Raw genomic sequence first — 22,037 nt, 5'->3', positions numbered from 1 at the left:
AGGAAAATTTACTGATTCTACAGTCATTAGTTAACAATCAATGTTAATTGATGGAAAAAGATTCATTTATATACGAAATAGAAGATTTTGTCTGCGACCAGACATTCCAGAATTATTGTTTAGGCACTAATATTATTGACAGTATTTTTTGGGAAGACTGGATTAAAAACAATCCCCACAAACAGGAAGCCTTTTCAAAGGCAAAGAGGGTATTGCAGATACTCTCAGCCAGGCAGGGTGATTTCTTATCACAACTATCTGCCCTGCACGAAGGCATTTTGCTACAGGAAAAAATAAGAGATATTATAGCAGAGGAAAGCGTGTCCACCCAAATCATACCGGCAGAATTCATGCGCAATAAGCGTCGCAGCAAAGTATGGTTTGCAGCCGCTGCATGTATATTGATTGTTTTTGGCAGCCTGCTGCTGGCCTATTTCTTTAATGCACAAAACGCACCGGCTGGCGAGATGGCTGATTTTGTATTTGTAACCAAAGCGCTGCAGAAGAAAACCATACAACTTCCTGACAGCAGCATCATTTTTTTAAACGAAAACAGCAGGCTGGTACTTGATAAAGATTTTAACAGCCATAAAAGAGTTGCCACCCTGGAAGGCGAAGCCTACTTTGACGTAAAGCATGATCCGGCACACCCTTTTTTACTTCATACTGCCAAGCTGGATATACAGGTTCTCGGCACTGCTTTTAATGTAAAAGCCTACAAGGAAACAGATACTTACGAAGCTGCGCTGCTGCGGGGCAAAATAGAGATATTGCCTAATAAATTTGTGAAACAAAAAATTGTTTTACAGCCCAACCAGCAGTTCGCCCTGCGCAGTATGCCGGCAGCTGATAAACAACTTGCAAACCAGAAGAGGATCAATATCCCGGATTCTGCTTTTGTAAATAAGGCCCTGACAGACTCGTTTACCAAATTACCGGTGGCTACAAAATGGTCGCGGCATAAAATGGTGTTCAACAATGAAACGCTGGCAACCATTGCAAAAAGGTTAGAAGAATGGTACGGCATACAAATAGTCATTAGGGATCAGTCAGTCGCCGACTACCGCTTCACAGGCACATTCGACAATGAAAACATCATTAATGTGCTTACTGTATTGCAGACCTCCTACTCCTTTGATTTTTATGTAAAAAACAATGTGATCTATATATCTAAATAATATCAACACTCATTCTTAAATGCTATGTTATGTTTAAATGTTTAAGTTTAATTGCCACCGGGAAGGCGGGCAGAATGATAGTCTGTAGTATTATCGGCTTACTCTGCTCTGCATTTTTCTTCCAGGCTGCTGCACAGCAAAGTAATATCTCTTTGCAGGGCACCAAAACCGTGTCTGAATTCCTGAAAGAGATCGAGGCGCAGACAAACTACCGCTTTGTTTACAACAACGATATACTCAACGACACGAAGACCGTGTCTGCTACGCTGAAAAACGTTGGTATTGACGAGGCGTTGAGTGAGATTCTTGCGGGGCAGAATGTGGAGTATGTAAAGCAAAGCAACGGCGTTGTGGTGATGACAGCCGGGCGCCATACGCCTGTTACTACGCCCACCACACGCAATGTAGTTGTAACGGGCACCGTGAAGGATAAGGCAGGCACGCCTTTGTCCAATATTTCCGTAACCATACCCGGCACCACGCTGGGCACCGTAACGAATAATAACGGTGAATTCTCTATCCGCGCCTCCAAAGCAGACAGCCTGGTATTCTCCAGTGTAAACTATGTGCAGCAGTCAGTATTTGTAGGCAACAACACCTTGCTCAATATAGTTTTGGAAGCTCAGGAAGGATCGCTGGGAGAAGTAGTGGTGGTGGGGTATGGGCAGCAAAGGAAGATTAGCCTTGTTGGCGCGCAATCCACCATCAATGTGGAAGAATTAAAACAGCCTACAGCTAACATCAGTGCATCTCTGGCGGGCAGAATCGCCGGTATAGTTGGCGTGCAGCGAAGCGGCCTGCCAGGACAGAATGCTGCCGACATCTGGATCAGGGGTATTTCTACTTTTGGCAATAATCCAAAAGGCCCGCTCGTCCTTATTGATGGTGTTTCCGGTAGAGATATCAATTCACTCGATCCTGAAGACATTGCTTCTTTCTCCATACTGAAAGATGCTACTGCTACAGCAGTCTACGGCGTGGAAGGCGCCAATGGCGTGATTCTGATACAAACAAAAAAAGGTATACCGGGGAAAATAGCCCTTATGGCTAACTACACCCAAGGCTATACATCATTTACAAAAGTACCCGAACTGGCCGATGCAAAAACCTACATGGAGCTAAGAAACGAAGCCAGGCTAGCATCAGGACAGGGCATAGAATATTCTCCGGAATACATCGAAAGAACACTGTCAGGTTTCGATCCCAATCTATATCCCAATGTAGACTGGATGAACACTATTTTTAATAAAACATCTCTTAACAGGAGGGCGAATTTCAGCGCACGGGGCGGTTCCGAAAATACCAACTTTTATGTGGCGCTGGCATACTATGACGAGACCAGCCTGCTGAAAACAGATGCATTACAGAGATACAATGCTGACGCTCGTTTCAGAAGATACAACTTTACTTCGAACGTGAATATGAAGTGGACAAACACTACCAGGTTTGAACTGGGCATACAGGGATATATCGCCAACACCAATTACCCCGGCGTAAAACCCAGCGGAGACAATCCGCCACCCCCCGGAAATGATGTAGAAGGTATATTTGGTATGGTTATGCAGACAAATCCCGTGCTGTATCCCGCTATGTATCCTGGGAATCTGGTGCCGGGCGTAAACCAAAGCTATGATGCACAGCCAAACCCCTACGGCCTTATAACGCAGACAGGTTATAAAAATACTTTTCAGAATCAGTTATATACCAATGCAAAGATCACACAGGAATTGGATATTATTACTAAAGGTTTATCTGTATACGGCCTCTTTTCATTCGATATCTGGAATTCGCAAACTATAGAAAGAGTAAGAAGGCGCACTACTTATACCATAGACAAGGGCAACCCGTATAAAGAAGACAGCACCCTGAACCTGGTGATATTGGCAAACGGCTCTGATGCATTGGGATACAAAAGATACAACAACGGTAACCGTAATTTCTACGTAGAAACAGCCATTAACTACAACCGCGGTTTTGGCAAACACCAGGTTACAGGTCTATTGCTTGCCAACGCTAAAAACTATATTGAAGCCTTTGCAAACGATGCTACGGCATCATTGCCATACAGGAGTATCGGCATAGCTGGGCGCGCAACTTACGCCTATGACAACCGTTATTTTCTTGAAGGAAATTTCGGCTACAACGGTTCTGAGAATTTTGCTCCCAGCAAAAGGTTCGGCTTCTTCCCTTCCGTGGGTGCAGGCTGGGTAATTTCCAACGAAACCTTCTATGAGCCTCTGAAACCGTACCTGCAATTCCTGAAGCTAAGGTATTCCAATGGATATGTGGGGTCGGCGGCAGGTGGCAGACGTTTTGGCTACATTACCATTGTCAAGGATGATGCAAATGGTTATCAGTTTGGTATTCCCGGTTCATTTGGCGGCTACAGTGGCGTAGCTATTTCTGACTATGGCGTAGATGTTACATGGTCGCGCTCTCACAAGCAGGATCTGGGATTAGAATTTAAAACATTCAACTCAAAACTTTCAGTGGTGCTCGACTACTTCAAAGAGCACAGAACAGGCGTGTTCCTGCAACGAAACAGCCTGCCGGACTACATGGGATTGCAAAATAATCCATGGGGCAACCTGGGCGTTGTAGAAAATAAAGGGTTTGACGGCACCGTAGAAATCCTGCCTTTTAACCTAGGACCAACAACCTGGACATTCAGAGGTACATTTACTTACAACAAAGATAAATTACTGGAAAATGATCAGCCGGTACAACCTTGGCCATATATGGAAAGAAGAAACGTAAATATACTGTCCACTTTCGGCTACGTGGCAGAAGGATTGTTTAAAGACCAGGCAGATATTGACAATAGCGCCGATCAGTCTGCCCTGGGAAGGGCAAGGCCCGGAGATATTAAATATAAAGACCTGAACAGCGATGGGAAAATAGACTCTTACGACAGAACACGTATTGGTAACGGAGATGTTCCAAACCTGTTGTATGGTTTTGGGTTTAATGTAAACTGGAAGGGCTGGTTCCTGAGCGCTTTCTTCCAGGGCACAGAAGGAGCAGACAGGGTGATCAGTGGAGACGGAATTATCCCGTTCAGCAACAGCACAGGCGCGGAAAGAAGCAACCTGTTTGCCATTGCCACAGACAGGTGGACGCCGGACAACCCACGCCAGGATGTATTTTATCCGAGGCTGGGCTACGGCAACTCTGTGAACAGCAACAACAACGAAACCAGCACCTGGTGGCTGAAAGATATGGACTTCCTGAGATTGAAAACTGTAGACTTTGGCTATTACTTTCCTGAAAGATGGCTTAGCAATATCCACGTAAAAAATATGCGCGTGTACCTGCAGGGCGTAAACCTGTTTTACTGGAGCAAATTTAAACTATGGGACCCTGAACTAAATACATCAAACGGAACACGATACCCCAACATTAAAACATTATCAATAGGCGTTCAGGCAAACTTTTAGCCTTCACCACATTAAAAAGAAAACAATGAGACTTAAAAATATTATATACACACTCGCGTTATTGGGTTTGATTACCACCGGGTCCTGTAAAAAGTTTTTAGACCAGGTGCCTGAAGACAGGCTTACCATTGATGAGATATTTAAAAGAAAAAACCTGGTAGAGAAATACTTGGCACAAGTATATGCCAACCTGCCCAATGAACTGCAGCAACGCTTTGTAGGAAACGGCTATTCCGGTCCATGGCGTGCAGGCTCCGACGAGGCTAAATACAACTGGGACTTCCATTATGCCAACCAGCTTAACTACAGCACGTGGAAAAAAACGGATAATAATGTAGCAACCTTCTGGCTCAATTATTACAAATCTATCCGAAACGCCACAGACTTTATAAACAATATAGATGGTGCCGATGCAAGCGAGGTGAGCGCTGTTTTAAAAAAACGCTTCAAAGCAGAGGCAAGAGGTGTACGAGCACTCTATTATTTCTTTTTAGTCAGGATGTACGGCCCTGTGCCATTACTCGGAGACCAGGTAATTCAACCTGATGCACCGTTGAATGAGGTATTAAGAGAAAGAAACTCAATGGATGAGTGTATAGACTACATTGTAAATCAGCTGGACTCCGCAGCAATGGATCTTCCTTACTGGCCCGGTTTTGATGAACAGCCAAACAGCGCGCCGGAAAAAAATGCGGTACAATGGGGAAGAATATCCAAGGGTGTTTGTAAAGCATATATAGAAAAGGCGCTGTTGCTGGCAGCCAGCCCATTATTCAATGGCAATGCAGATTATGCATCTTTGAAGAATAACGACGGCAAACAACTGATCAGCCAGACGTATGACCAGAACAAATGGAAGAAAGCCGCCGATGCAGCCAAGGCTTTTATTGATGAGTTTGTGCCAGCATATTACGATCTGTACACCGTAAATAATTCAGACCCTTTTATAGCAGCTTACCTTGCAGGCCGCAATGTGGTAACTGATGAGTGGAACAAAGAATGGATATTTGGCAGGTCTAATTCAGATTTGAATATTGATTACGATATCAGGCCCAAACTGGTTGGTTTTCCAGGCAACCTGCAGGGAGCTGGCGCATTGGGCGTTACGCAGACTATGGTTGATGCATATTTTATGAAAAACGGTTTGCCGATAACAGATCCAGCTTCCGGCTACCTGTCAACAGGATTTTCTGATTTCAAGGCTCCTTTTGATGTTAAAGCCAGGCGAACTTACAACCAGTGGGTAAACAGAGAGCCCCGATTCTATGTAGGTGTAACCTACAATAACAGCTACTGGCTGAACCAAAGTGGTAGCGATAAAGAAGTGGTGGTAAATATGGAGTTCAGTGGCAATTCAGGACGTTCGCAAAGCACCTCGGATGTTTCGCCCACCGGCTATATTGTGCGCAAAGGATATATTACAGGAGGCAGAAAAGGAGGTCTATATTTGCGTTTAGCAGAAATATACCTTGACTATGCTGAAGCGCTCAACGAATATAATCCCGGTCATGCAGATATTCTCATTTACTTAAACAAGATCCGGAAACGGGCATTCGTTCCTGCATACGGATCAGCTGAACTTCCAGCCCCGGCGTCACAGGAAGAAATGAGACAAGCTATTCGCAGAGAAAGAAGAGTAGAACTTGCTTTTGAAAGCGTGCGGTATTTTGATTGCCACAGATGGAAAATTGCCGAGGTTACAGACAACGGCACTTTCTACGGCATGAATATGAATGAAAACGGTGATAAATTCTATAAGATAGTACCCCTGGAAGTGAGAGTATTTAGGAAAAGGGACTACCTCTGGCCTATTCCTGACAATGATGTGCTGAAAACAAATAAGCTACTGGTGCAGAATACAGGCTGGTAATTTTAAAGATCAATCAAATAAAAAAATATTTATAATGAATACTTATTTTAAAATATGCCTCATGGGCTGGATAGCGATTTTTACGCTGCCTTCCTGCGAGAAAGATAGGGAAATAACCCTGCCGAATGAGGGTACCATTTACATGCCGCAAGCTGTAAACAATAGGGACAAACTCCAGATATTATTTTCACAGAAACCCCAAAATATATACTTCGGTGCAGCCTACGGAGGTATGAGCTATCCGGATTCAGACATTACTGCCAACTTTAGTGTAGATCCTGCGCTGGTGGAAAAATACAACTTGGAACACAATACAGGCTACCAGCTACTTCCGGACAGCACTTATATACTCTCCGGCCTTAGCACGGTGATCAAAGCCGGCCAAATAAATTCTGAGCCGCTCTTCATTGCTTTGACAACCAAAAAAGTAGACCGCCACACAAAGTATATGCTGCCGGTAAAAATGACCAGTGTTTCTACTGGGAAGCTGGATACTGCTTTGCATACAGCCTTTTTCAGGTTTGATGCTGTTGTGAGGCCGGAAAGAGATATTACTAATTCAGGCTCGCTTGCTGTAAGCCATGAAAATAACGGGGGTCCTGATGCAGGTGAAGGCTCAAAAAAACTCGTGGATGGAGACTACTCATCTAAATTCCTGATCTTCGACATCAAGAGTAAAATGCCCTTTGGCTTCCAACTTACTTTCCAGAATCCTGTAAAAATCGGAGCTTACACTTTTACCTCGGGCAACGATGCTCCTGACAGGGATCCTAAAAACTGGATGTTACAGGGATCTGCCGATGGCAACAACTGGACAACGCTTGATTCCAGATCAGACGAAAAATTCTCCTCCAGGAATCAGACAAGAAGGTTTGAGTTTGAGAATGAAACCCAATATAAATTCTATAGGATCGTAGTCACCGAAATAAACGGCGGCGGTCTTTTCCAGATGAGCGAATGGCGTGTGATAGAATATTATGAGTTGTGACTTGCCTGATCTTTAAAACAGCAGTCATAAAATTACTGCAAGTGCTTATGCCATGTTGCTAAAGATTATGCATCTTAATGCAACAAGCAGTCCTGTCGGAAAGCAAACAAAAAAACTGATGAACACATTGCCATGCTATCATATATTTATAAAAAAATTTTTTCTAATTTTTATAAAATTAAACAATAGTTGGTAATTTTAGATTATCGATTAAGCCAAATATTCACAACAAACTAAAATCTATGAAACAAACTCGTTCGCTTATTAGATGTGGAATTTTTTTATTCCTGTCGATGTATTTTGTGGCTTCATATAGCCAACAAACCCAGAGAGTCAGCGGGACTATATCTGACTCTACCGGTCAGGGTATTCCAAACGTATCTGTAAATGTAAAAGGAAGAACTACGGGAGTGGTGTCTAATTCGTCTGGAACTTATTCTATTTCTGCTAATAACGGAGATATTCTCGAATTTTCTTCAGTTGGTTTTTCCACCGAGGAAAGAACAGTTAATGGTCCTACCCTAAACGTTACATTGTCTTCTTATATTGAATCTGCCGGGGACGAAATCGTAGTAGTTGGATACGGAACCATGCGTAAATCAGATCTTACTGGATCTATCTCTGTGGCAAAGGGAAGCGATATTATAAAATCTCAATCCTTTAATGCTCTGGAAGGATTAAAAGGCAAAGCCGCCGGAGTGAATATTTTTTCCAACACAGGACAACCTGGCGGTGAAATGCGCGTTGTTATTCGCGGTTTGGCTACTATTAATGCGTCAGCAAATCCTTTGTATGTGGTTGACGGAGTAGTTATGTCAAACTTCCAGTTTCTTAATCCCAATGATATTCAATCTATTGAAGTTTTAAAAGACGCATCATCTGCTGCTATATACGGTGCCCGTGGAGCAAACGGTGTTATTCTTGTAACAACCAAACGTGGCGTTCGCGGAGGTGCGCAAATCTCTTATGACGGTTCTGTATCGGTAGGTAAAATGGCAAGATATATGGATGTCATGGATTCTAACGAATGGATGGCTGCTTTTAAACAAGGCTTGGAAAATGCCAATGCATGGCAAAATAAAAATTTCACAACTGATCTATCACAATTATTTACAGATCCTGACTTATTTAATGCTGATGGTACACCAAAATATAATACAGACTGGCAGAAAGAAGCCTCTCGGACTGCTATTTCTCATAACCACCAAATCAATATTCAACGTGGCGGAGAAAATTCGTCAGTTGGAGCATTTTTAAACTATACCGATCAGCAAGGTATTCTGCATAACACTTATTTTAAACGCGTAAATGCAAAATTGGCTTATGACGATAAACCAACCAAATGGTTATCAACGGGCGTTAATTTGTTAGTCAATCATACATGGGGTAATAGAACTTCTGATAATCCCTACGGACAGGGTGCATTGCGTACAATGATAGAACAGCTACCCTTTCTACCTGTTAGATTAGCAAATGGAATGTTTGCGCAAACAAATAATGTAAAAACAACAGCTATCCCATTAGATAAAAATAATCCCGGCGGACCAACACAGAATTTTAGTCCGGAAGGAGTGGGCAATCCGGTAGAGTTGCTTGAGCGGATTCGCTCAATGCAATACAGAACACAGATTTTTGGTAATGCGGCTCTTACTTTTCACCTTACAAAAGACTTGGAATTAAAAACGCAATTAGGGGTAGATTATCAAAACAACCGCAATTCCAATTATACACCGTTTACTCCACGTCCATTAATCAATCAAAACTCCGAAGGGACAGCTTCCGGCTCAAATTCTGCTACATTTTACTGGCAGGAAGAAACTTACCTGACTTATAAAAAGCTCATCAGCAAGCACTCTATCAATGCCATGGCGGGTATGTCGTGGCAGGAATATGTTTATAACTATTTTTCAGCTTCTGACAGCAAATACGTAGATGATTATTTTGGTTTTTATAATTTGGGTAAAGGCACCAATCGTCCTTCAGTTGGCAGCGATTATGATAAATGGGCAATGAATTCTTATTTCTTGCGCGCTGCATATTCATATGACAGCAAATACATGGCTACAGTAACAGGACGCTACGACGGTTCATCTAAATTCGGACAAAACAATAAATATGCATTTTTTCCGTCGTTAGGTTTTGGCTGGATGGTTTCTAACGAAACTTTTATGCAAAATGCCCCTGCTATTAGCCGTTTGAAACTGCATACTTCTATTGGAGCAACCGGAAATTCTGAAATAGGCACCTATGCTTCATTGGCACGTGTAGGCCAATCAAATACAATTATAGGCAATGCTTTGCGGGTAGTTTCTTATCTGGAAAACATGCCTAACCCTGATTTGAAATGGGAAAGAACCCTTCAGTGGGATGCCGGAATTGATCTTGGATTACTCCAAAATCGCCTGAATCTTGAGCTGTCTTATTATTATAAATATACTTCTGATTTGCTCCTTAGTCGTCCGTTACCATTATCAACAGGCTTCTCCGCTGTAATGGATAACATTGGATCGGTTTCTAATAGAGGTGTTGACCTATTGTTAACGGCTCACCCCGTGCAGACAAATGATTTCAATTGGACTTCAACAGTTAACTTGGGTTACAATAAAAACCGTGTTGAAAAATTGGATGAAGCTGCATCCATTGACCCGATTTCCGGCAAACGACAAATTACTACCGATGGGTTTGTAGGTTACGATATGCTTATTCGCGAGGGCGAAGAACTGTCTTCTTTCTTTGGATATAAAAGAGCTGGGATATACGATGGAATACCCGCCAATTGGGACCCTCAAACGATGAATATTCCTACTATTATTGGCGAAAAAGTTACCTATAAAGAACGCCAGATTCTAGGTCATGGTCTGCCTCGTTGGATGGGCTCTTTTATAAATACCTTTAATTACAAGGGACTTGATCTGACCGTTGATTTACAATTCACTTGGGGGGTACAAGTGATGCAGGAGTTTTTCCATTCAACAGAAGGTCGATTCCTAACAAGTGGAATTGACCGGCTTTACAAAGATGCATGGCACCCAACATTAAATCCAAATGGTACGGCTCAGGCAATCCGCTTAGCGAACTTTGGTATGGGAAGCAATGCAAATGCCGATGATACATGGATTGCAGACGGTTCTTATTTGCGAGGAAATTTGATTCAGTTAGGTTATACATTTACACCTGATGTTATTAGAACAGTAGGCTTTTCAGCATTGCGTTTATATGCGAACCTAAACAATGCTTTCTTAATCACTTCTTCTGATTATTTAGGATATGATCCAGACAACTCTTCTCGTTTAGGAGATAATAAGTGGGGGGCAAATCGCCAGTTCTTTACTTATCCGAGGGCTAGAACATTTACATTTGGCGCTAATATTACATTTTAACTTATAAATTGTACTAATATGAAATTACATAAAATACATATAGTTGCTATACTCTTCCTAGGAGCGTCTTCAATGCTATTGAGCTCCTGTAATAAATTTTTGGAAGAAAACCCTTTAGATACAAAAGTTGCTACTCAATTCTGGAAAACCGCTTCTGACGCGAAATCAGCAGTAAACGGACTTTATTTTGGTGGGGTACCTTATCTGCACAATATAGATGTAGATGGAGGCTGGACACCAAAAGCTACAATGTGGGGAGGTGTAATGTCCGGGCTGTTTGTTGACAAACGAAAAGACAGAACATTTACAAACGCATCTGAAAATGGCACTTTCAATATAGAATCTTTTAACTCTACTGCACAAAAACTATGGAGCGAATATTATATTGGTATTTCCCGTGCCAATTTTGTAATTGCCAATGCACCTAAAATGGCTGGTGTATTAGATGAAGCTACGATGAATAATTATTTGGCGCAGGGTAAATTTTTCCGCGCTTTGGCCTACTTTTCTTTAGTGAAAGATTTCGGAGACGTTCCTTTGATTTCAGAGCCCTATACATCTACCGAAGGAATATTTAAGGAACGTACACCGGCTGTAGATATCTATAAGTTTATTGAGAAAGACTTACTGGAAATTGCCGAAGGAAGTGCATTACCCAATAAAGCTTTTTACGATAATGGAGCTTATGTGACGAAACCTATGGCACAGTCACTGTTAGCGCAAGTGTATCTACAATGGGCAGGAGCACCTCTCAATGGCGGTATAGAATACTACACCAAGGCAGCGGATATGGCTAAAAAGGTAATTACCGGCGGTCAACATGCGCTGATTGACCCTAATGGCACCACAAATGGACGTAATTCAGCATTTAATATTATTAAAACGACAAAGTCTTCAAATGAAATCATTTATGCTAAAGAGTATGACATGACGAACTTCAACGTAGGCAACTCCTACGCTGTTCGCTCAATCGGAGCCGATGCTTTCCAATGGAAAGACACGAGTAACAAGAACGTCTTCAAACCCGGAGGCGATGTGTTATACAACGCCTATCTGCCCAGTAATATACTAATCAACAGCTACGCATCTAATGATATTCGTGGTATGGAAAAGCAATTCTTCTTCCGAGAATTTACTGATGCAACCAAGCTTACACATACTTTAAACAATATAGGAAACTGGGCATGGTTTGATTCAACAGGATTGGTAAACGGTCGCGATGGTGACTACAACATGCCGATAATTCGATATGCTGAAATCCTGTTAATTGCAGCTGAGGGTTTGGCAAGGACAGGGCAGGAAGCAGAAGCCAGAGGCTATCTAAATCAGGTACGTAAACGTGCCGGATTAACTGATGAAACTGCAAGTGGCAGTGCCCTCATACAATCTATATTGACTGAACGTTTCCATGAATTTCCTTTAGAATTTAAAATTTGGGATGATATTCGTCGTACGCGTCTTTACCCCGAAGAAGATGGAGCGAGATCAGGAAGATTGAAATGGACACCTCTTGCAAGCGCTAAAATTCAAAACAAGCCAGAGGGTGTTGTTAAGGTTGGAGCAATTCCTGAGCATGCTTTACTCTGGCCCATTCCGTTAAGAGAAATGCAAGCCAATCCATCTTTGAAAAATCAAAACCCGGGATGGAATTAAATACATAAATTATAAAACAGGTTTCGGAATTCCGAGACCTTGTTTTTTAAACCCTGCCTTTATCTTTTACTACGAAAAATCCCTTTTTATATTTTACCTTTAAGCGCGTAATTTTTTAATTCCTTATACACATGAAAAAACTCTTATTCTCAATCGCTTTATTATTTTCCCTGCAAACGGTTTTTGCCCAGGTTAATTCATTTCCCGCAAGCCCGGTAGATTTTGTGAACCCGCTGATGGGCACCATGTCTAAATTTGAAATGTCAAACGGTAATACCTACCCGGCAATCGGCATGCCCTGGGGCATGAACCTCTGGACTCCGCATACCAACAACATGGGCGATGGCTGGGCCTATCAATACACGGCCGACAAAATCAAAGGTTTTAAACAAACACATCAACCCTCTCCCTGGATGAACGACTACGGCTATTTCTCCATCATGCCCACGGTAAACAAGATGGCTTTTAAAGAAAGCGAGCGCGAAAGCTGGTTTTCCCACAAAGCAGAAGTAGCACAACCCCATTACTACAAAGTATACCTCGCAGACCATGACGTTACTACAGAGATCACGCCTACCGAAAGAGCTGCGCGCTTCAGGTTTACATTTCCTAAAACAGACAGCGCATTTGTAGTGATCGATGCTATTGACAAAGGCTCGTACATAAAAATCATTCCGCAGGAAAATAAAATTATTGGCTACACAACCCGCAACAGCGGCGGTGTTCCCAAGAATTTCAAAAATTATTTTGTTATCCAGTTTGACCGTCCTTTCGACTATGTGAATGGCTGGGACAATGGCAATTTTGTAAAAGCACAGGAGATCACCAGTGAACATGCAGGCGCTGTTGTAGGCTTTAAAAATATGCAGAGAGGCGCTGTGGTCAACGCTAAAGTAGCTTCTTCTTTTATCAGCCATGCGCAGGCGGAGCTTAATCTGCAACAGGAAATAGGCAATAAATCTTTTGAAACAGTAAGAAGCGAAGGCAAAAAAATATGGAACGATGTGCTGGGCAAAGTAAAGGTTAGCGGCGGCTCAGAGTCGCAGGTACGCACTTTTTATTCTTCGCTTTACCGCATGGTATTTTTTCCTTTAAGGATGTATGAAAAAAACTCTTTGGGACAGATTGTGCATTACAGCCCGCAAAACGGCGCCATAGAAAAGGGATACATGTTTGCAGGCACCGGCTTCTGGGATACCTTCAGGGCGCTCTACCCTTTTCTGCATTTTGTCTATCCTTCCATTGCCAAAGAAATGCAGGAAGGGCTTATCAATAACTTTAAAGAAGGCGGCTGGCTGCCGGAATGGTCATCTCCCGGCTATCGCGGTATTATGATAGGCAACAACTCCGCATCCGTAGTGTCAGATGCATACCTTAAAGGCCTGAGAGGATATGATACTGAAAAATTGTGGGAAGCCCTGGTTCACGGCGCCAACAACGAAGGGCCTCACGCTACAGGACGCAGAGGCGTAGAACATTACAATAAACTTGGCTATGTGCCCAACGATGTAAATGTAAACGAAAATGTTGCCCGTACACTTGAATATGCTTACGACGATTATGCCATCTATGCATTTGGAAAAGCTATTGGAAAACCCGCAGCGGAAACAGCTATTTACAAGCAAAGAGCTATGAATTATAAAAATCTCTTTTACCCGAAACATTTATTAATGGCGCCCAAAGACAGCAAAGGAAACTTTGCAGGCTACTTTAATCCTTATTCCTGGGGCGGCGATTTTACCGAAGGCAATAGCTGGCATTATTCCTGGAGTGTTTTCCAGGATATTGAAGGCCTGAAAAACCTGATGGGCGGCGATAAAAAGTTCATCAACATGTTAGACTCGGTTTTCATAATGCCACCAGATTTTACCGGTTCACGTTACGGAGGCATTATTCATGAAATGCGCGAAATGCAGGTAATGAATATGGGGCAGTATGCACACGGCAACCAGCCTATACAGCATATGACCTATTTGTATAATTATACTTCTGAACCGTGGAAATCTCAATATTGGGTAAGAGAAGTATTGGACAGAATGTACCACTACGGCCCTGACGGGTATTGCGGCGATGAAGACAACGGGCAAACTTCTGCCTGGTATGTTTTTTCGGCGCTCGGGTTTTACCCGGTAACGCCAGCAAGCACACAATATGTAACGGCCGGGCCTTTATTTAAAAAAGCGGAAATTACTTTTGAGAATGGTAAAAAACTTACTATCAATGCACCTGCTAACAGCGCTGCCAACCGGTACGTACAAGCTATGACTTTCAACGGCAAACCCGTTACCAAAAACTACCTCGAACATTTTGATTTACAAAAGGGCGGGGTGATTAACTTTTCTATGAGTGCCACACCCAATAAAACAAGGAATACCGGTGTAAGCGCTCATCCGTTTTCCATGAGTACAGATAAATAAATTGTCTTTATAGAATATTGCTTAAAGCTGTCGAATTTTCCGGCAGCTTTTTTCTTTTATAAAGAATAGGATTCTTTCCGTAAATTAGCTGAATTTAAAATCATTAAAGAATGAAGAAACCTGAAGCCAATACCAATCAACTGGTTTCGTCTATCGTTTCTCTTATTGATAATGCCCGAAAGCGCGTTGCCGCAACTGTCAACAGTGAGCTGACAATTTTGTATTGGAATATAGGAAAGCAAATTAATGATGATATTTTAAAAAACAACAGGGCCGATTATGGAAAGGCTGTGATTGCAGAGTTAAGCAAGCACTTATTAAATATTTATGGCGCCGGATTCAGTAAAAAAAATCTACATTTATTTGTAAATTTTAATAGTTTGTTTCCAAATGTTGAAATTGTGTACGCAATGAGTACACAATTAAGCTGGACACATATTCGAATATTGATCCCTGTAAAAGACGCTGTAAAACGCGAGTTCTACACACAAATGTGCATACATGAAAGATGGAGTGTGCGCACATTGCAGGAACGCATAAACAGTATGCTGTTTGAAAGAACAGCCATAAGCGCTAAACCGGAAAAAACAATTATCAACGAATTGGAAATATTAAAAAATGAAAAGAAGATTACTCCCGATCTTACTTTTCGTGACCCTTATTTCTTAGACTTTCTGGGACTTCATGATACTTACAGCGAAAAAGATCTGGAAGCAACCATTCTTGCAAACCTGCAAAAGTTTATTATAGAGATGGGTTCAGATTTTGCTTTTTTATCACGTCAAAAAAGAATTGTGGTAGACGATGAGGATTATTATATCGACTTATTGTTTTATCATCGTGGCCTGAGATGCCTCGTAGCTATAGACCTGAAACTTGGTAAATTTAAAGCTGCTTACAAAGGCCAGATGGAGCTATATTTGCGTTGGCTCGAAAAAAATGAAAGCAGAGAGGAAGAAAATAAACCGATTGGGCTTATTCTGTGCAGTGAAAAATCTCCTGAACAAATAAAATACCTTATGTTGGACGGCAACTCGCCGATAAAAGTTGCAGGATATATGACCCAGCTTCCAGATCGCAAGGTATTAGAAGATAAACTTCAGAAAGCCATTCGCATTGCAGAAAATAACATTAAAAAACACTTATAGTAATGAAACAAATAATTTTTACGGTTACATCTCTTTTAGTATTCGGCATTTTATCTGCGCAGGACAGCAATACCGACTGGGCTAACTTTGCCAAATACGCAGAAGCAAATAAAACAGTATCTCCGGGAACTGTTGTGTTTCTCGGCAATTCTATTACAGAAGGCTGGGCAAATACACATCCGCAGTTTTTTAAACAAAATAATTATACCGGCCGCGGTATAGGCGGACAAACAAGCTCGCAGATGCTGGTGCGTTTCCGTGCAGATGTTATTAACCTGAAACCTAAGGCTGTGGTGATTTTAGCGGGCACCAATGATATTGCGCGCAACACGGGATATATTGCTTTGGAAAATATTTTAGGCAATATTATTTCGATGTGTGAAATAGCAAAGGCAAACAATGTACGCGCAGTTCTTTGCTCTGCCTTGCCGGCTTATCAGTTTAGCTGGAGAAAAGAGCTGCAGCCGGCAAAGGATATTATTACTTTAAACGCCATGATAAAAGATTATGCGCAAAAGAATAATATTACATATGTAGACTATCACAGCGCCCTGAAAGATGAGCGCGACGGGTTACCGGAAAAATATGCCGGGGACGGTGTGCATCCGAACAGCGATGCATATTTAATCATGGAAAATCTTGTGCAGAAAGCGCTGGCAAACAAACCGCCCGAGAGCACAAAAAAACAGAAAAAAGAAAGGCAATATTTATTTCAAAGAAATAACCATAAAGATTAAGTATCTACACCACCGGCGATAAGTATAAAATATAAAATACAGGTTATTCCATGTGGGCAATTCTAAAACAGCTGCGAAGCAGCGTACTGAAATTTATACACATACAATAACCATAAAGATGAAGCATCTTTACGAACCGGGAATGATAATAAAGAATTAAGGTTTTGGCTACTCCATGTGCCAACTCAAAACCAAATAAATATATACACGTGAATAGAGAAATAATATATTTCAATGGATATAGCAGTCCTATGGAACGCACCAGCTAACCTGTTTTCTACACACATACGATTCCTGCGGAATCATACAACAAAAAAATCATTTCTTAGCCAACGATACATTATCAATAACACACGCTCAATTTTGGGAATGGTAAAATACCAATGATATTTTAGTAAGCAACCTTTCAAGCAATGCATGATAAAATTCATAAAAAACAGAGTTGAAATCTGGCTATTTTTGTCCATAATTTTTCCGCATGAATAACCCTCAACCTGCTGTCGTAAATAAAAAAGCAATTGCCACAGAAGACTGGGCTGTAGTGCTATTAGGATTTATGCTTATTGCACTGGCATTGTCGGGCCTTGTTTTTCCAACTCCTTCTTTTTCGTGGAAAGGCAATAGTGAACTTTTCAGTAAGGTTCTATCGCAGGACAACCTGTTAAAGATCGGGTTGCAGTTTTTTATAGTCATGCTTACTGCCATACTTGGCGGATGGCTCACAGGTAAACAGGTAAAAAAGATAGCCATTGTTTTTCCTGTGATTTATTTGCTGACAGTAGTCGCCCTGATCATTGCAGGCAGCAGTGTTATGAAAAGCCTCAACCTCGAGGCTGTGATATTCAGCCTGGGTATTGGGCTGCTCATCAGCAACACCATGAAACTTCCTGGATGGTTTAGCAAAGCACTTACTTCAGAAATGTTCGTGAAGATAGGCCTTGTGCTGCTCGGCACCACCATTATTTTTTCCGATATCCTGAAAGATGGCGGCCTCGGGCTTCTTCAATCCCTGATCGTTGTTCTGTGCGTGTGGTACTTTGCTTTTTATGCATGCAGGTTTTTGAAGATTGATAAGGAGATGGGGCTGATGATCTCAAGTGCAGTTTCCATTTGCGGCGTATCTGCCGCTATTGCTACATCAGGAGCTATCAAAGGCGACAATAAAAAATTATCTTACGTAATATCCTTAGTGCTCATTGTGGCCGTACCGATGATGATCTTTATGCCCTACCTTGCTGAATGGATGGGCCTCTCACAAAAAGTCACAGGCGCATGGCTGGGCGGAAGCATTGATACAACGGGGGCTGTGGTAGCATCGGGTTCCCTGGTTGGCGATGAAGCGCTGAAAACCAGCACCATTGTTAAGTTCTCACAAAATGTATTGCTGGGCATAGCAGCTTTTGCCATTTCTGTTTACTGGACCTACATCAATACACAAAAAGGTGAAAAGCAGGAAAAGCCAACTTTGAAAATTATCTGGCAACGCTTCCCGAAATTTATCCTCGGCTTCGTGGCAGCCTCCCTTTTATTTTCGTTTGCGCTCTCCGGTGAGCAGGTGGCCCTGGTAAAAGAAGGCCTGAAAAACCTGCAGGGCCTTTGGTTTGCGCTGGCATTTACCAGCATAGGGCTGGAAACAAAATTTTCAGAATTGTTCAGGCAGGATAATAAAAAACCGCTCTATGCTTTTTTAATTGCCCAGCTTTTCAACGTAGTGCTTACACTGCTCATTGCGTGGTTGTTGTTTAGCTGATCATGGCAAATGATTGTAGTCCTGCAATAAAATATACAAAAACTGCGCTGGTTCCTCTTTGCGGTGTATGTTCAGCACATTTTCTATTTTCCTGGCAGCTTCTGCCGGCAGGTAATAACCTTCTTCACGGTGCTGCATCTGCAGAACTTCTTTTATCAGCAGCATATCCTGCGCAGACAGGTTAGCTACTTCCGGATAGCTGATCACATAATCATTGGCTACGGGCACAAACAAGGTATGCTCCAATCTTCTCGGCGGCCGCATGTTAACTACAGTAGTATTGGCTACCATATCGCCCAGCCGCTGGCCTTTATTGCTGATGGCCACGGCAATTACCGCGATCACTCCCTGCGAAAACGTTACATCTATTAAACGGAATATCCACCGTAGCAGGTATTGCCGCAGCGAGGGTTGCCCGCCATCGAGGCTTATGACTTTTATATGCATCAGCTTCTTCCCGATACTCTGCCCATTCATGAATGTTTCTGTAAGCAGGTAATACAAAAACACCGGCAAAATCACGATGACAATAAAGGCTGTTTCAGAAATACGCTCATCTATACCTGTAAATCTTAGTACATAAAATGCTACCAGGAAATATGCTATAAACAACAGCATATCTACCATGCAGGCCACTATACGATGACCTAAACCTGCCAGTTCGTACTCCACATCAATATTCTGTGCTGTTTGTATAGATATAAAAGACATGACTATTTACTAATAAATTATTCGTTATAATGCAAAAGAAACTAAATTTACAATACCGGTTGATTATTCACTTATATTTTTTACCGAAACTTATGCGGGAAAGTATTTTTTTAAAACAAAATGCCGACAAATGGAAACAGATGGAAGCGAATGCCCGCAACCCGCAGGGCTCAGCTGATGAGCTTGCTCAGCATTTTATGGAAGTGACCGATGATCTCGCCTACGCTAAAACATTTTTCCCGAAAAGTAATGTTATCGGCTATCTCAACGGGCTGGCCTCTTTGTATCACCAAAAAATTTACCGCAACAAAAAAGAAAACAAAAAACGCATAGTATGGCTTTGGCTATATGAACTGCCCTACCTTTTTAAAGTTTATCAAAAAACATTTTTATATGCGTTCCTGTTCTTCCTGGTATTCTTACTCATAGGTATTTTTTCCGCCAGGCACGATCCGGATTTTGTACGGCTCATCCTGGGAGACAATTATGTAAACATGACTTTGGAAAACATCCGCAACGGCGATCCCTTTGGCGTTTACAAACAGGCAGATCCTGTGAAAATGTTTTTGGGCATAGCTTTCAACAATATACGCGTTACCTTGTTTGTGTTTGCCAGCGGTATATTTTTTTCGGTAGGATCGCTGGTGATAGCATTTAAAAATATCGTGATGCTTGGCGCATTTGAAACGTTTTTCTTCCAGCAGGGCCTGGGCCTGAAAAGCATTTTGGTTGTCTTTATTCACGGCACACTGGAGATTTGGGGAATCATTATTGCCGTGGCTTCAGGGATGATCCTTGGCAACAGTATATTGTTTCCCGGCACTTACAGCCGCAAAGATGCTATGCTGCGCGGCGCCAGGGACGGGCTTAAAATTGTTTTCGGGTTAATACCTTTATTCATTGCCGCCGGTTTTCTGGAGGGCTTTGTAACGCGGCATACGCACATGCCCATAGCATTAAGCATAAGCGTTCTTGCTGCCAGCCTTGCTTTCATCGTATGGTACTTCATCGTTTATCCAAACATCATTTACAAAAAAATAAATGCCGCTGAAAACGGCAACAGTATTGACATTCATCCAAATTTAAAAAGATGGTTAAGCCAAAAACAGAGTTAAGAAAAGTAAGGTATTTCGGAGACATCATCAGTGATGCGCTTACGTTTATAAAGCAGGAGTTTAAGCCGCTTACCAAAAGCTATATCCTCATTGCAGGCATTGCTATATTGTTGTTTGCCGTATTATTCGGGCTTACGCTTGGCAAATTTTACGGCGGCATTTTTGATACAGCCACGAAAGGCGGAGCAGATGTGCTAAGCAATTACGATAATTTTTCTATTCCGCTACTGGTGTCAATGTTTATCGTGGCAATTTTTACTTCTGCTGCAATCATGACAGTGCCTAACGTGTATATGAAATTGTACATGCAGAAACAAAATCAGTCGCCTGCATTCAACGAAGTGTGGGAAGGCACAGTAAAGTATATATGGAAAGTGCTTCTCTTCCATGTATTGTTTGGCTTGTGCCTGGCGCTGGTTGCAGGCCTGCTGATCGCTGGCGGCATGCTGATTTCACCAATAGTGGGGGCAGTGCTTATTGTCTTATTGTTGATACCCTTGATCTACATCGGCATCTGCATGACCATTGCATCGCAGGTGATCATCTTCGAAGAAGAAACCTCATTCATAAAAATATGGCAACGATGTTTTTACCTGGTGAAAGACAACTTCTGGAGCAGCTTCCTGGTTTACGTATTATCCTCAATCATCATCAGCTTTGCATCGGGCGCCATCGGGTTGATCACAGGCGCGCTGTTCGGCGGCGCCATGTACCTTACCACCAAAGAGATCGGTTCGTCGATAGGTACGCTTTATTCCATATTTTATTTATTCACTTATATTTTTTATGTGTACTTTGTAATAACCGTATCGCTTAACTATTTTTCTTTAGTGGAGAAGAAAGAAGGTACCGGCCTGCTGCAAAGAATACAAAACATTGGCAGCAGCGCTGATAGGGGCCTGCACGATACCGAAGAAAGATATTAATGAGGCTGCTGCTGATCATATTGTTGTTGCTGCCTTTGCAAAAAACATACGCGCAGGCAAAATCTGTAAGCGACACCACTTCCGTTATCCATGTGCGTGCGGTAGCCGCAAGTAAAATGGCCGGTTGGAAAAATTCCAAAGCATTCAGGTATGACAGGAATGAAAGCAAACTCTCCTGGTGGAGCAGGTTAAAGATGCGCTTCTGGCAATGGCTACACTCTTTTTTCAGCAATGAAAATAATGAGCGCGGCTTCTGGATAGGACTGCTAAGCATCTGTGCCATAGTTATTGCTTTTGCTGTTTATAAGCTTTCGGGCATGAACAGATCGGGCATGTTCGAACGGAGAGATATGGAAGGCAAGGCTTATACAGAAGGTGAAGAAAATATTCATGAAATAGATTTTGCGGATGAGATAAAAAAGGCTGAGCAATCAGGCAACCTCCGGCTGGCCGTACGTTTCAGGTATTTGCAATTATTAAAATTCTTATCAGACAAGGAGCTGATCCGCTGGCAACCCAACAAGACCAACCATGCGTACATAGCTGAGATGCAGGCAGCGGCTTGGTTTGCAGACATTACCCATTCTTTTGAATACATCTGGTATGGCGAACATGGCATAGATACAGAGGCGTATGAAAATATAAAATCTAAATTTGAGCAACAACAAAAAGCAAGCACAAACTGAAAACATATAAAGCATTTATAATAATTTTTGTTCTGCTTTTA

The 22,037-nt window shown here is 42.1% G+C and carries 14 protein-coding genes; 13 read left to right on the top strand and 1 reads right to left on the bottom strand.

Annotated features, from left to right (window positions below):
* Positions 1-50 precede the first annotated feature (50 nt).
* The 10 genes from OD355_RS03440 (at position 51) to OD355_RS03395 (ending at position 18,558) form a co-directional block, all read left to right on the top strand.
* Entirely contained in the window at positions 51-1,178 is a 1,128-nt protein-coding gene (locus tag OD355_RS03440) for a FecR family protein (protein ID WP_263037053.1), read from the top strand.
* Positions 1,179-1,207: 29 nt separating this feature from the next.
* A complete protein-coding gene (locus OD355_RS03435) occupies positions 1,208-4,615 on the top strand; it encodes a TonB-dependent receptor (protein ID WP_263037052.1) in 3,408 nt (1,135 codons plus the stop codon).
* 25 nt (positions 4,616-4,640) lie between these two features.
* On the top strand, positions 4,641-6,485 hold the full coding sequence (locus OD355_RS03430; RefSeq protein WP_263037051.1) for a RagB/SusD family nutrient uptake outer membrane protein: 1,845 nt from the start codon (positions 4,641-4,643) through the stop codon (positions 6,483-6,485).
* Positions 6,486-6,519: 34 nt separating this feature from the next.
* A complete protein-coding gene (locus OD355_RS03425) occupies positions 6,520-7,473 on the top strand; it encodes a BT_3987 domain-containing protein (protein ID WP_263037050.1) in 954 nt (317 codons plus the stop codon).
* A 242-nt stretch (positions 7,474-7,715) separates the two neighbouring features.
* Positions 7,716-10,853: a SusC/RagA family TonB-linked outer membrane protein gene (locus OD355_RS03420; protein ID WP_263037049.1), complete on the top strand. Its 3,138-nt coding sequence runs from the start codon at positions 7,716-7,718 to the stop codon at positions 10,851-10,853.
* 18 nt (positions 10,854-10,871) lie between these two features.
* Entirely contained in the window at positions 10,872-12,506 is a 1,635-nt protein-coding gene (locus tag OD355_RS03415) for a RagB/SusD family nutrient uptake outer membrane protein (RefSeq protein WP_263037048.1), read from the top strand.
* 131 nt (positions 12,507-12,637) lie between these two features.
* Positions 12,638-14,923, top strand: a complete 2,286-nt coding sequence (locus OD355_RS03410; protein WP_263037047.1) for a GH92 family glycosyl hydrolase — start codon at positions 12,638-12,640, stop codon at positions 14,921-14,923.
* A gap of 110 nt (positions 14,924-15,033) precedes the next feature.
* Complete coding sequence (locus tag OD355_RS03405) at positions 15,034-16,071, top strand: PDDEXK nuclease domain-containing protein (RefSeq protein ID WP_263037046.1); 1,038 nt, start codon at positions 15,034-15,036, stop codon at positions 16,069-16,071.
* 2 nt (positions 16,072-16,073) lie between these two features.
* A complete protein-coding gene (locus OD355_RS03400) occupies positions 16,074-16,808 on the top strand; it encodes an SGNH/GDSL hydrolase family protein (protein ID WP_263037045.1) in 735 nt (244 codons plus the stop codon).
* Between the two features lie 478 nt (positions 16,809-17,286).
* The gene (locus OD355_RS03395; RefSeq protein ID WP_263037044.1) at positions 17,287-18,558 is read left to right on the top strand and encodes a YeiH family protein; all 1,272 of its coding nucleotides are present in this window, start codon (positions 17,287-17,289) and stop codon (positions 18,556-18,558) included.
* Here the strand turns inward: OD355_RS03395 and OD355_RS03390 are convergent, their stop codons facing one another.
* On the bottom strand, positions 18,559-19,269 hold the full coding sequence (locus OD355_RS03390) for an RDD family protein (protein ID WP_263037043.1): 711 nt from the start codon (positions 19,267-19,269) through the stop codon (positions 18,559-18,561).
* A 29-nt stretch (positions 19,270-19,298) separates the two neighbouring features.
* Between OD355_RS03390 and OD355_RS03385 the strand changes: the two genes are divergently transcribed.
* From OD355_RS03385 to OD355_RS03375, 3 genes are read left to right on the top strand one after another with little or no spacing between them, the layout of a single operon-like run.
* The gene (locus tag OD355_RS03385) at positions 19,299-20,384 is read left to right on the top strand and encodes a stage II sporulation protein M (protein ID WP_263037042.1); all 1,086 of its coding nucleotides are present in this window, start codon (positions 19,299-19,301) and stop codon (positions 20,382-20,384) included.
* Positions 20,360-21,310 carry a hypothetical protein gene (locus OD355_RS03380; RefSeq protein WP_263037041.1) on the top strand — a complete coding sequence of 317 codons (951 nt, stop codon included), beginning with the start codon at positions 20,360-20,362 and terminating at the stop codon, positions 21,308-21,310. Before OD355_RS03385 ends, OD355_RS03380 begins: the two co-directional genes overlap by 25 nt.
* Complete coding sequence (locus OD355_RS03375; protein WP_263037040.1) at positions 21,310-21,996, top strand: DUF4129 domain-containing protein; 687 nt, start codon at positions 21,310-21,312, stop codon at positions 21,994-21,996. Before OD355_RS03380 ends, OD355_RS03375 begins: the two co-directional genes overlap by 1 nt.
* Positions 21,997-22,037: the final 41 nt, after the last annotated feature.

Origin of the sequence: Haoranjiania flava (genome assembly GCF_025631005.1) — a bacterium.
Taxonomy (GTDB): domain Bacteria; phylum Bacteroidota; class Bacteroidia; order Chitinophagales; family Chitinophagaceae; genus Haoranjiania; species Haoranjiania flava.
The sequence above is the reverse complement of the archived record's forward strand: the minus strand, read 5'-3'. Positions and strand labels throughout refer to the sequence as shown.